9 protein-coding genes and 1 pseudogene are annotated in these 12,516 nt (G+C 40.6%); 4 read left to right on the forward strand and 6 right to left on the reverse strand.

Annotation, left to right across the window (positions count from 1 at the left end; translation table 11 throughout):
• Window positions 1–38: 38 nt before the first annotated feature.
• Window positions 39–830, reverse strand: a complete 792-nt coding sequence (fabM, locus tag BFM96_RS01045; RefSeq protein WP_068989248.1) for a trans-2-decenoyl-ACP isomerase — start codon at window positions 828–830, stop codon at window positions 39–41.
• 191 nt (window positions 831–1,021) lie between these two features.
• Here fabM and BFM96_RS01050 point away from each other — a divergent pair, with 191 nt between their 5' ends.
• Window positions 1,022–2,380, forward strand: coding sequence for an aspartate kinase (locus BFM96_RS01050; protein ID WP_068989251.1), 1,359 nt, complete (start codon window positions 1,022–1,024; stop codon window positions 2,378–2,380).
• 176 nt (window positions 2,381–2,556) lie between these two features.
• On the opposite strand, the pseudogene BFM96_RS01055 reads toward BFM96_RS01050, so the two are convergent.
• The 3 genes and pseudogenes from BFM96_RS01055 to BFM96_RS01065 all read right to left on the reverse strand — a co-directional run.
• A pseudogene (locus tag BFM96_RS01055) lies at window positions 2,557–2,880 on the reverse strand (methylase); the annotation flags it as partial.
• 495 nt (window positions 2,881–3,375) lie between these two features.
• Complete coding sequence (msrB, locus tag BFM96_RS01060) at window positions 3,376–4,311, reverse strand: peptide-methionine (R)-S-oxide reductase MsrB (RefSeq protein ID WP_068989253.1); 936 nt, start codon at window positions 4,309–4,311, stop codon at window positions 3,376–3,378.
• 11 nt (window positions 4,312–4,322) lie between these two features.
• Window positions 4,323–5,261 carry a dihydroorotate oxidase gene (locus BFM96_RS01065; protein ID WP_068989256.1) on the reverse strand — a complete coding sequence of 313 codons (939 nt, stop codon included), beginning with the start codon at window positions 5,259–5,261 and terminating at the stop codon, window positions 4,323–4,325.
• Between the two features lie 278 nt (window positions 5,262–5,539).
• Between BFM96_RS01065 and gdhA the strand changes: the two genes are divergently transcribed.
• Both gdhA and BFM96_RS01075 read left to right on the forward strand, forming a co-directional pair.
• Complete coding sequence (gene gdhA, locus BFM96_RS01070) at window positions 5,540–6,886, forward strand: NADP-specific glutamate dehydrogenase (RefSeq protein WP_068989259.1); 1,347 nt, start codon at window positions 5,540–5,542, stop codon at window positions 6,884–6,886.
• Between the two features lie 665 nt (window positions 6,887–7,551).
• A complete protein-coding gene (locus BFM96_RS01075; protein ID WP_068989261.1) occupies window positions 7,552–8,451 on the forward strand; it encodes a cation transporter in 900 nt (299 codons plus the stop codon).
• 323 nt (window positions 8,452–8,774) lie between these two features.
• On the opposite strand, the gene BFM96_RS01080 is transcribed toward BFM96_RS01075, so the two are convergent.
• Complete coding sequence (locus tag BFM96_RS01080; protein ID WP_068989263.1) at window positions 8,775–9,632, reverse strand: mechanosensitive ion channel family protein; 858 nt, start codon at window positions 9,630–9,632, stop codon at window positions 8,775–8,777.
• Between the two features lie 195 nt (window positions 9,633–9,827).
• Between BFM96_RS01080 and sstT the strand changes: the two genes are divergently transcribed.
• Window positions 9,828–11,039: a serine/threonine transporter SstT gene (gene sstT, locus BFM96_RS01085; RefSeq protein ID WP_068989266.1), complete on the forward strand. Its 1,212-nt coding sequence runs from the start codon at window positions 9,828–9,830 to the stop codon at window positions 11,037–11,039.
• Between the two features lie 57 nt (window positions 11,040–11,096).
• On the opposite strand, the gene lacG is transcribed toward sstT, so the two are convergent.
• Window positions 11,097–12,509 carry a 6-phospho-beta-galactosidase gene (lacG, locus tag BFM96_RS01090; protein WP_068989267.1) on the reverse strand — a complete coding sequence of 471 codons (1,413 nt, stop codon included), beginning with the start codon at window positions 12,507–12,509 and terminating at the stop codon, window positions 11,097–11,099.
• Between the last annotated feature and the right edge of the window lie 7 nt (window positions 12,510–12,516).

A 12,516-nucleotide genomic window follows, 5' to 3' on the forward strand; every position in this document is an offset into this window, starting at 1 on the left:
AATTGTATCAAACTTCAAATGAAATTGCAAGTATTTGCTTATTTGCCGATGAATTTAGGTCGTCGTTTTTCTTGGTAAGCCCTAACGCCTTCTTTAAAGTCCTCTGTGAAGGCTAAGGTCTTTTGCACCATCAATTCAAGCTCCCTATACTCCTTCCAAGCCGTGAAGTGGCTCTTCCAAGATAACTCTTTGATAGCCCGGTAAGAATTAGCAGAACCACGCCTTAATTTTTTCAGGAGTTGATTTAAATCCTTCTCTAGGCATTCTTTCTCAGAAACTTTATAAAGAAGTCCACAATCATAAGCTTTTTGAGCAGATAGACTTTCTCCTGTCATGGCTAACTGGACGGCCCGAGTAACGCCAATGGAGCGGCTCAACAAGAACAATCCACCAGCATCCGGTGCTAAGGCGACACCTACAAACGCTTGAATAAAGCGAGATTTCTCTGTTGCCAAACAAAAATCTGCTGCAACTGCCAGATTAGCAGCTGCTCCCGCTACTGCCCCGTCTACTAGCATAATCACCGGTTTTGAAAGACGTTTCATAGTATAAGAAATATCATTCACCAACTCTGCAATAGCTACTAAGGACTCAATCTCATCTTCCTCAACAGCCCGATACATCTCCGCTAAATCACCACCGACCGAAAAGACCTTGCCATTTGCCTTCATGAGACAAAAGCGAATCCTATCATCCTTTTGAATCTGGTCCAAAGCAGCTAGGATTTCTCGACACATGGTGACATTAAAGCCGTTTGACACCTCAGGCCGATTCAAGATAATCGTTCCGACATCGTCTAGCACTTCGTATAAAATTGTTGTAAAGTCCATCTTGCACTTCTTTTTGTTTTATTTGCTTTTAAAATAATTTGATAGTCAAAATTTAAAAGCTACTATCCATTTTAACACAGGATTTTCTCTTGTCAAGTCTATTTTCCGAAAAAACTTCCAATTCCCTTTCAAATTCATTGATAAGAAGTCAGAATTTTGCTATAATTTAAAGAAAAAATCAAGGAGATTCCATGAAAGTTGTTAAATTTGGAGGCAGTTCCCTCGCTTCTGCTACACAATTAGAAAAAGTCTTACAAATTGTCAAAGAGGATCCTGAACGTCGCTTTGTCGTTGTATCTGCCCCAGGAAAGCGAAATGAACAAGATACCAAGGTCACAGATGCCTTAATCCGCTACTACCGAGACTATGTCGAAGAAAATGATGTCACTTCTCACCAAGAATGGATTATCGAGCGCTATAGCGACATGGTCAAGGAATTAAACCTCAAACCAAGTATCATCGAAAAAATTTCCAAAAGCATTCTAAAATTAGCAACCTTGCCAATCGAGGATAACGACTTTCTTTATGACGCCTTTCTAGCCGCTGGGGAAAATAACAATGCAAAGTTGATTGCTGCCTATTTTAACCAAAATGGCATCGCAGCCCGTTATGTTCATCCAAAAGAAGCGGGAATGATTGTTTCAAGCGAGCCTGGAAATGCACAAATTCTCCCAGGAAGTTACGATAAAATCGAAGAACTGGCCAATGCACAAGAGGTCTTGGTAATCCCTGGATTTTTTGGTGTAACACAAGATGGACAAATCTGCACCTTTTCTCGTGGAGGATCCGATATCACTGGTTCAATCATTGCTGCTGGTGTCAAAGCGGATCTCTACGAAAACTTTACAGATGTAGATGGTATCTTTGCTGCTCATCCAGGAATTATTGCTCATCCGCATTCCATCCCTGAGTTAACTTATCGCGAAATGCGGGAATTGGCTTATGCTGGTTTTTCCGTTCTCCACGATGAAGCACTCATCCCAGCCTATCGCGGAAAGATTCCTTTGGTGATTAAAAATACCAACAACCCTAGTCATCCAGGGACCCGAATCGTTTTGCAGCACACGACACAGGCTTTACCAGTCGTTGGTATTGCAGCTGATTCACACTTCACCAGTATCAATATGTCCAAATACTTGATGAACCGTGAAGTTGGATTTGGTCGTAAGGTTCTACAAATTCTTGAAGATCTCAATATTCGCTGGGAACATATGCCAACAGGAATTGATGATCTCTCCTTGATTCTGCGTGATCGAGAACTTACTCCAATCAAAGAAGAAGAAATTCTTCGCCAATTACGACAAAAACTAGAAGTGGACCACGCTGAAATTGAACACGGCTTGTCCATCATTATGATTGTAGGTGAAAATATGAAGAGCCATGTCGGACTAACAGCCACCGCAACCAAGGCTTTGTCTGACCACCAAATCAATATCCAAATGATTTCTCAAGGCTCCAGCGAAGTCTCTATTATGATTGTCATCAATTCTGAACAGGAAAAAGCAGCTATCAAAGCCCTTTATCAGGCCTTCTTTTCTGAAGTTCATTGACAGATAGATACAATGGCATAAGAGTCTGCTTTTGATTTTTTGAAATTCTTTATTATCGAATCTTAAAGTTGATGAATGATACACAAAAAACGAACAAAACAGGATTCTGTGAATTAGAAAACTAGTTTTGGTCGTTTTTATATTTAGGGGTGGATTTTTTATGGGAGTGGGGCAGACCAAGATAAGCGCGACGCACTCATCCTGGCTTGTCTCAGCTTTTTTCTATCTTCTACTGTATAGATTGACGACAAGGCTATAAGCGATTTCGTTTTCCAATTTCGTTGATCGTATTGTTGAACAACGGCATTCAATTTTCGTTCTAAGATAGCCTCTAAAAAATTACCATCTCCAGCAGAAGGTTCTAAAAAAGTCGCATGGATATTTTCACACACTTCTTTTACACCAGGTGTATCTAACATTTTTTGAACCATCCATGAAGGGGTAAAGACCTCACCGTGCTTTTGAACACGATGTTTTGACTTAATTAAGTGTTCTTTCAAAGCCTACTCCTTAGTTACTCTATATCTAAAAACTATTATATCATGATTTTGACACCTTGAAAGCATAAAACCTCATTTCTTCTGCCCTATTCAAGAACGTCTAGTGCACGATGGCAAAAAGGACATAGCAAGACTCCAAATATTCTTCCAACAATTCTTTAAAAAGCTGGACTTAAGCTTAATTTGAAAAAAGTATATTTAAAGTATCCCCCAGAATTCTCTGACCAGCAGTTCAGAATTCCCTCTCTCACTAGAAATATTTATGAGAATTTTTCTCCCATCTCAAGAGTGAGTCTTTCCTATTATTGCCACCAAATGTAAAAAAGATTGAATCCAACAAGCGAAAGAATATATTGAATGGTATAACTGCAATAGATCTCAGGAAAAATGAAAAGGCATGACCCCCATGGAATTCAGGAAATCATACCTTATAAACAACTATTTTTTACTATTTAGTTTAACCAGGGCTTAACAAACTTGATGTTTTTTTAATAGTTACTGCATAGCTGGAAGCAGGTAGCCGTAGCCTTCTTCCTCCATTTTTTCTTTAGGGATAAAACGCAAAGCGGCACTGTTAATACAGTAGCGAAGGCCGCCTTCTTCTTTTGGTCCGTCAGTAAAGACATGACCTAGATGGGCATTACCAGAGCGACTTCTCACTTCAATACGCTCCATGCCATGCGTTGTGTCACGGTAATAATGGATGACTTCTTTTGCAATTGGGCGTGTGAAACTTGGCCAGCCACAGCCAGCATCAAACTTATCGCTGGCAAAAAAGAGTGGTTCCCCAGTCGTAACATCCACATAAATACCTTCTTCAAAAGTAGCAAAATAGGCATTTTCAAAGGGTTTTTCCGTTGCACTTTCTTGGGTTACTCGATAAGCTTCTTCCGTTAAGCGTGCTTTAAGCTCCTCTTGAGATGCTTTTTGATAGTCTTTAGGGTCAATCAAGGGCTGATAAGCATCGTTAACATTGATATGGCAATAACCATTTGGATTTTTCTTGAGGTAATCTTGGTGGTAGTCTTCTGCCAAGATATAGTGGCGCAAGGATTCTACTTCCACTGCAATTTTTTGCCCAAGCTGCTCTTCTACTTCAGCCACTACTTGGCTAATGGTGGACACTTGCTCCTCATCCTGGTAATAAATCCCTGTCCGATACTGGCGACCCACATCGTTTCCCTGTTTGTTCACTGATAGGGGATCGATAATACGGAAATAATAAAGTAAGATTTCTCGCAGGCTGACCACTGCCTCGTCATACTCTACATAAATCGTTTCTGCATGGTCTGTTTGTTTGATGAGTTGGTAATTGGTCGTTTCCACTTGACCATTTGCATAGCCGACTGTGGTCGCAATCACTCCGTCAATGCGGGAAAAATACTCTTCCACACCCCAAAAACAACCGCCTGCTAAATAAATTTCTGCCATTTTATTCTCCTTTATCCTTCTATATATTGCAATTTCCCACGGAAATCGTCTAAACTTTCGTAGCCTTTTTCTGCCATAATGACTTTCAATTCTGCCGTAATCCGCTCAAAAGCTGCGACCCCTTCCTTATGAAGGGTTGTTCCAACTTGCACCATACTGGCTCCACAAAGGATATGCTCAAAAGCATCACGACCTGTCAGCACTCCCCCTGTTCCAATGATTTGGATTTCTGGTTTTAACCGCTGGTAGAAAGCGTGGACATTGGCCAGAGCAGTCGGCTTGATATATTCGCCACCGATTCCTCCAAATCCATTTTTAGGACGAATAACAACTGACTCATCTTCAATGTAGAGACCATTTCCAATGGAGTTAACACAGTTGACAAAAGCGAGCGGAAATTGGTTGAAAATCGCTGCTGCCTGATCAAAATGCACCATATCAAAGTAAGGAGGCAGCTTAATCCCAAGAGGTTTGGTAAAGTAGCTAAACACCTCCTTTAAAATGGTCTCTGTCGTCTCAAAATCATAGGCAATTTGTGGTTTGCCTGGTACATTCGGACAGGACAAATTCAACTCAGTTAAGCCCTTAAACTCACTTTCTTCCACTTGTTTTAACAGCCTATGAGTTTCTTCCTGAGACAGTCCGACCAAGGAAAGGAAGAAAGTTTGATTTGGTTCTTTTTCCTGCAATTCCAAAAGATAGTCCAAATAATAATCCAAACCTTGATTTGGCAAGCCCATCGAGTTAATCGAGCCAAGCGGAACATCCTGATAACGGGGTTCAGGATTTCCAGCACGCGCTTCTAAGGTAGCGGTCTTAGTCACAAAGGTTCCAGCTTGGGACAGTCTTACTTCCTCTAACTCTGCAATCGTCATGCAGGCAACCCCCGCGGCATTCATCAAGCAGTTTTCAAATGGAAAACCAGCAATCTGTGTCTTGGTTGATGGCATAGCGTCCTCCTTATCGTCTTATCCGTTTGGCATTATCCATGCGTATTTTTTGAGATTATACAGCCTGAAAGCCAAGATAGGTGTTCTTTGCAAACATTCTTTTCCTCTAGTATACCATCTCTAGGCATTTTTTTGGAAATTTAACGCACATCCTTGGTCAAATGTTCGTTTTTTAATTGTCCGAATTTTTAGAAAACTCCTTTCTTTTACCTTTACAAGTCCAACTTTTTCTGCTATAATAGCCCATGTGAAAAAATATAACATACAAGGAGTATCCCATGACAACTGCTAAAGAATACATTCAAAGCGCTTTTGAAACGGTAAAAGCTAGAAACGGACATGAGGCAGAATTCCTCCAAGCTGTCGAAGAATTTTTCAGTACACTGGAGCCTGTATTTGAAAAACATCCAGAATACATCGAAGAAAACATCCTCGCTCGCATTACAGAACCTGAGCGCGTGATTAGCTTCCGTGTGCCTTGGGTAGACCGCGACGGAAAGGTTCAAGTCAACCGTGGCTACCGTGTTCAATTTAACTCAGCGGTTGGTCCTTATAAAGGCGGACTTCGTTTCCACCCAACTGTGAACCAAGGAATTTTAAAATTCTTGGGCTTTGAGCAAATCTTTAAAAATGTCTTGACTGGTCTACCAATCGGCGGTGGTAAAGGTGGTTCAGACTTTGATCCCAAAGGAAAAACAGACGCTGAAGTGATGCGTTTCTGCCAAAGCTTCATGACCGAATTGCAAAAACACATCGGTCCTTCACTGGATGTACCAGCAGGGGACATCGGTGTTGGTGGACGCGAAATCGGCTACCTTTATGGTCAATACAAACGCCTTCGTCAGTTCGATGCAGGAGTGTTGACAGGTAAACCTCTTGGATTTGGTGGCAGCTTGATTCGTCCTGAAGCAACTGGCTACGGACTTGTTTACTATACAGAAGAGATGCTGCAAGCTAACGGCCAAAGCTTTGCTGGTAAGAAAGTTGTCATCTCAGGTTCAGGAAACGTTGCCCAATATGCTCTCCAAAAAGCAACCGAACTTGGAGCTACGGTTATCTCTGTTTCTGATTCCAATGGCTATGTCATTGACGAAAACGGTATTGACTTTGACCTTCTTGTCGATGTGAAAGAAAAACGCCGTGCTCGCTTGACTGAATATGCTGCTGAAAAAGCCTCTGCAACTTATCACGAAGGTTCTGTATGGACTTACGCAGGCAACTACGACATCGCTCTTCCATGTGCGACACAAAACGAAATCAACGGAGACGCAGCAAAACGTCTCGTTGCTCAAGGAGTTATCTGTGTGTCTGAAGGGGCAAATATGCCGAGCGACCTTGAAGCAATTGCCATTTACAAAGAAAATGGTATCTTCTACGGACCTGCCAAAGCGGCGAATGCGGGTGGTGTAGCCGTTTCTGCTCTTGAAATGAGCCAAAACAGCCTTCGCTTGTCATGGACACGTGAAGAAGTCGATGGCCGCTTGAAAGACATTATGAAAAATATCTTTACAACTGCAAAAGAAACAGCTGAGACCTATGACCTCGGCAACGATTACCTTGCAGGAGCTAACATCGCTGCCTTTGAAAATGTCGCAAATGCGATGATTGCTCAAGGAATTGTTTAAAAATCATATTTCTTAAACCACACTCAGATTGAAGAAAAAAGCTAGGTTGCGATTTTCTTCAATCTTTTTTCATCCCTTAAAATTTAGAGAATTCCACTCTTTCCCCTTCTTATACTCATGTAATTTCAAAAATAGCCATTCGATTGTACCGAACTCTCTATTGTTAGATTTTTGTCTAACTTTTGAGGGTCACACCAGATGTATACATATCTATTTTTATTTGAAAATGAAGCAGTTTCAGTAAGTCAAACAGGATGATTTTTTAGCAGATGAAAAGTACAGGCATAAAAAATAGCTAGTTTACGTTCGAACTATCTAAGAAAGTCGCAAAAATGCTAACTTTGATGTTGGATGAGTATTATACTCAAAAATCAAAATTTGACTAGGCAACGAAATCGCAGGTAAGACTAGAGGTTATGCTGGGGAGTGAGACTCAATCGGTATTTCGCAGAAATCGATTTTGTCGTCTTCGCTTTCCAATTTTTAGGCTCAGTCTCTTACTTTCAACCTTCAACAGTCCGCTGGAGTGTTGAAGCAAGGTGAGTTAATGATAACAGAGTTTGATTTTTGACGAGTATTCAATCATCCCCTTCTATCTAAAACTTGATTCTGTCTGTCTTTTCCTTTATAATAGTACTATAAGTAAAATAAAGGAGGATAAATATATGCAAAAACAAATTGAGCAACAATCATTGACCATTAACTTTTTCATGACCTTCATCGTGGCCATTTCAGGAATTATTGTTTATTTTCTGACCAATATTCAGGCTTTACTTCTCGATGGATTTTTCTCATTTATCAGTTTTTTATCCGCCATTATTGGGATTTATATTTCTAGAATCAGCCACCGAAAAACCGCTCGCTATCCTCATGGACTACATTTTCTGGAACCCCTCTACGCTATTTTTAAATCTATTTTAATCCTTCTTCTACTCCTCCTTGCTTTAATCAATGCCTCAGAAACAGCACTCCAGTACTTTTTAGCAGGTGAAGGTGAGGTTCTTGATGTCGGACCCATCCTTCCTTATACTTTCTTTGTTGTTTCGCTTTGTTTTGCCCTCAGTTTTTACAATCATTATCAAAATAAAAAAATTCATGGCCTAAGTACCATTTTAGCAGCGGAAGCTAAGGGTAGTCTCATCGATGGACTTCAATCTTTAGGAGCTGGTTTGGCGTTCGCTCTACTCTATGTCATTCCTATCAAAGGACCTCTTGGCTTTCTCCACTATACAGGTGATTTCTTTGTAACAGCGATTTCTGTCATCTGTTTGATTTCTGAGCCCATTAAAATGTTCCATCAGGCCTTTATTGAGTTATCCCACGGACTAGCCCTTGATCAGGAAATCACGGAACCCATCGACGATCTGATTTTAAAGCATTTTCAGGATCTATTGCCTCATGTCAACTACGAAATAATCAAAATCGGAATGTCTGTAAAGGTGAAAATTTATATTGAGCACGAACAAACTGAAATTCTCGCCGAAACATTGGCTATCCGAACTCCTTTTCTGAAGGAATTGCAACAAACCTATAGCAACGCCCATGTAGAAATGATTTATACATAAAAACAAGCAGCCACTGGGTTGCTTATTTTATATTTCTACTACTCATTTCAAGAATAGCCATTCTATCTATACTTGTTTATTTTTGCTGTATAAGACAAGCTAAGTGAGCTAAATGGGACGCTTTCTCCGTAGACGAAATGAATAGTCGGGAAAAAGGGCATTTACACCTAAATCAGCTAATAAAGTCGCAAAAATGCTACCTTTATTTTCATTGACACTAAACGATTACCTGATACGATTTGAGAAAGTGTCAATCATTACATGATTTCTACTACTTATCCACCTTTCTCTCTTTTTAAGAACAGCCATCTGTTTACTTTTTCTCAACTTTTTGAGCCAGCTGTCAGTAGTTCAATTCCTTCCTCCAGCAAAGCCTCATAATACAAGCGATAAAACTCGTGGTAGATTGTGGTCTGCATTCCAGATTGTACCGTCATTGTCACACGGAATGAAAATCGCCCTGCGATGTCCATTTGTGGCCCCAATAAATTGGGCTCTGTCAATATTTCTCTATATTTCGCTACTTCTTTGCTATTGACCTCAGCAATGACTTGATAAACCTTATCTAAGTCTGTCTGCGTTGACAGGGGCAAATCAATCACCACCCGCATATCTCCTCGAGAAAGATTGCTCACAACTGTAATATTACGATTTGGAACGAAATGCAGCGTGCCATCTGAATCTCTTACCTGCGTCGTTCGAATTCCTACACTGACCACGGTACCAGCAATTTTAATCGAGCCATTGGTCAAACGAACGGAATCCCCCACATCTAGCTGTCTTTCTAAAAGAATAAAAAAGCCATTTACCAAATCCGACAAAAAGCCTTGAGCCCCCATCCCAATCGCAACACCAGCAATCCCAGCCCCTGCCAAAAGACTAGACACTGGAAGACCCAAAATCGATAAAATCCAGTAAATCAATAAAAAATAAAGAACATAATTCAAACTATTTTCAATCAGCCGAACCAAGGTCTTTTGCCTCGCCTCGTCATGACTGGACAATCGAAAGGAAGGGGTCAAAATTCGTGTAACCGCCACATGAAGTAGCTTTTTTGCGATATAAAAGAGTAGGAATAAAAAGACCAAAGATACAAATTTATCAAACAGTTCATCTACCAAGGTCACCCAATTTAGCTTCTCGACATACCTTGAAAAGAGATTACTCGCGATTTCTTTCATATAAATCCCTTCTATTTATACAGGTTTTCCTTATTATACCACAGTTTCTTTAAAAATGAGGCCTATCTTTTTCAGAAAACTTTGAAAAAATATACAATTCCATTGCTTTTTCAACTCATTTATTTTATAATGAAGAACGATTGTCTTTCTTTTCAAAGAACTCAAAAAAGAAATAGTATTCTCGGAGGTAAGCATGTGAAAAAAATCATTGAAGCTTGGAAAAAATCAAGTCTAATCAAACGAATTGCCATTGGAATTTTTATCGGAGCTCTGCTGGCTCTTTCCTTCCCTAAACTTTCTGCCATCGGAATTTTAGGGGATTTATTTGTGGGAGGTCTAAAGGCTATTGCACCGCTGCTAGTATTTGCCCTGGTTGCCAATGCTCTCTCCCAACATAAAAAAGGCCAAGAGACCAATATGAAGACCATTATTATCCTTTATCTCTTTGGCACTTTTGCAGCAGCTTTGGTTGCTGTGGCATCCAACTATCTGTTTCCATTAACTCTTGATTTGGCAGCCTCTAAAGGGACGGATATTGTACCCCCAGACGGCATTGGACAAGTCTTAAGCAATTTATTACTCAATCTTGTAGACAATCCTGTCCATGCCATTATCACAGCGAATTATATCGGGATTTTGTCTTGGGCAGTAGTCTTTGGACTTGCCATGCGAGAAGCCAGCAAGACCAGCAAGGAATTGCTTCAAACCATGGCCAGTGTTACCTCTAAAATCGTTGAGTGGATTATCAACTTGGCACCATTTGGAATTTTAGGATTGGTCTTTAAGACCATCTCTGACAAAGGCATTCAAGTTCTCGCAAGCTACAGTGTCCTCTTGGCAGTCCTTGTCGGCAATATGCTCTTTGTAGCCTTGGTCATCAATCCTCTTATCGCTTTTATCATGATGCGTAAAAATCCTTATCCGCTTGTCTTTCAATGTTTGAAAACTAGCGGAATTACAGCATTTTTCACGCGGAGCTCTGCAGCGAATATCCCTGTGAATATGAAACTTTGTGAAGACTTAGGCCTCAATAAAGATACCTACTCCGTATCCATTCCTCTCGGGGCAACCATCAATATGGCTGGAGCTGCTATCACCATCAACGTATTGACTCTCGCTGCGGCCAATACATTAGGCATTCATGTTGATTTTGCAACGGCCCTGGTTCTTAGCATCGTAGCTGCTGTATCTGCCTGCGGTGCCTCTGGAGTCGCTGGCGGCTCCCTCCTTCTAGTACCAGTGGCTTGCAGCCTCTTTGGAATTCCAAATGAACTCTCCATCCAAGTAGTCGGCATCGGATTTATCATCGGTGTCATCCAAGACTCTTGTGAAACAGCCCTCAACTCCTCAACCGATGTTCTTTTCACCGCCGTTGCAGAAATGAGTGCTTGGAAATCTAAAGCATAATTCATTATCTTTTTAACAAAGGCACGGAAGAAAATTTTCCGCGCCTTTTTATATTGATTAAGCTTCAATACAGTGACTTTCCGCAACTTGTTTGTACCAGTAAGCACTTTTCTTAGGATAGCGTTCTTGAGTTTCGAAATCAACATAGAATAGTCCATACCGCTTTTCATAGCCATTTGACCAAGAGAAAACGTCCATCAAGGACCATAAGAAATAGCCTTTGACATTGGCACCGTCAGCAATTGCATCTGCAATAACTTCTAAATGCTGTTTCACATAATCAATCCGAGCATCATCATAGACCGTACCGTCTACAAACTCATCTTTATAGCCCAAACCATTTTCTGTAATATAGATTTTTTTATAATTTGGATACTGAGTTTTCACGCGCATAATCTGATCATAAAGACCTTGCGGATAAATCATCCAATCCCAATCAGTCCTTGGGACATCTACATCAAATTCTCTGCGACCAACGCCTTTAATTTGATACTTGGATCCGCCTTTTTCTCCTTTTCCGTTATGAGTAATTTCCGTTTCTTCAACATCATCTCCTCTCATCCAATCACTCATATAGTAATTGATTCCAAGGAAATCATTCAAATCCTTTGCAGCCTGTAAATACTCAAAATCTTCATCCAGTAATTCGAGTTGACCTCCATTTACCGCTAGTATTTGTTCAACCCCTTGCATCGTCTCATCTGAATACTTTCCAAGGTAAGTCGCATCTAAAATAAAGCGATTGTGAATAATATCTTCTAACTCTGCCGCCCGAACATCGGCTGGATTTTCAGGATTGTAAGGATATTTTGTCGGTAAAGCATGGACTACCCCAATCTCGCCTGCATAGCCCTTATCCTTAAAAAGTTTAACTGCTCGCGCATGAGCCACCATCATATTATGGTGAGACTGAAAAACTTTTTCCAGATTGTACTGAATTCCTGGTGGAAATTTTCCAACCAAGTATTGCCCATCTCCAATCGGTCCAATCTCGTTAAAGGTTGTCCAAAATTTGACTTCTGGAAACTCTGCAAAGCAGAAGGCAGCATACTCCACAAAATAATCAATCGTATTGCGGTTCAAGAAATCACCTTGAGCATGCAGTGCCTCTGGTGTATCAAAATGATGAAGAGTTACAAAAGGTTCTACTTGCCGCTTCTGGCATTCCGCAAATAATCGATGATAAAACTCGACTCCCTTCGGATTCACCTTGCCATAACCTGTTGGAAAAATGCGAGACCAGGCAATGGAAATCCGAATACCATTCACTCCGAATTTCTCTGCCAATTCCAAATCAACTGGATAGCGATGATAAAAATCACTAGCAGGATCTGCACGGTACCAATAATTATCTTCTAAATATTTATCCCAGGCAACTGCTCCCTTGCCGTCAATCTGCGTAGCACCTTCTGCCTGATAGGCTGCTGTCGCTCCACCGAAAATAAAATCTTGCGGTAATTGTTTCGCCATATTTCAT

The organism is Streptococcus himalayensis (genome assembly GCF_001708305.1).
In the GTDB taxonomy this organism is placed as follows: Bacteria; Bacillota; Bacilli; order Lactobacillales; family Streptococcaceae; genus Streptococcus; species Streptococcus himalayensis.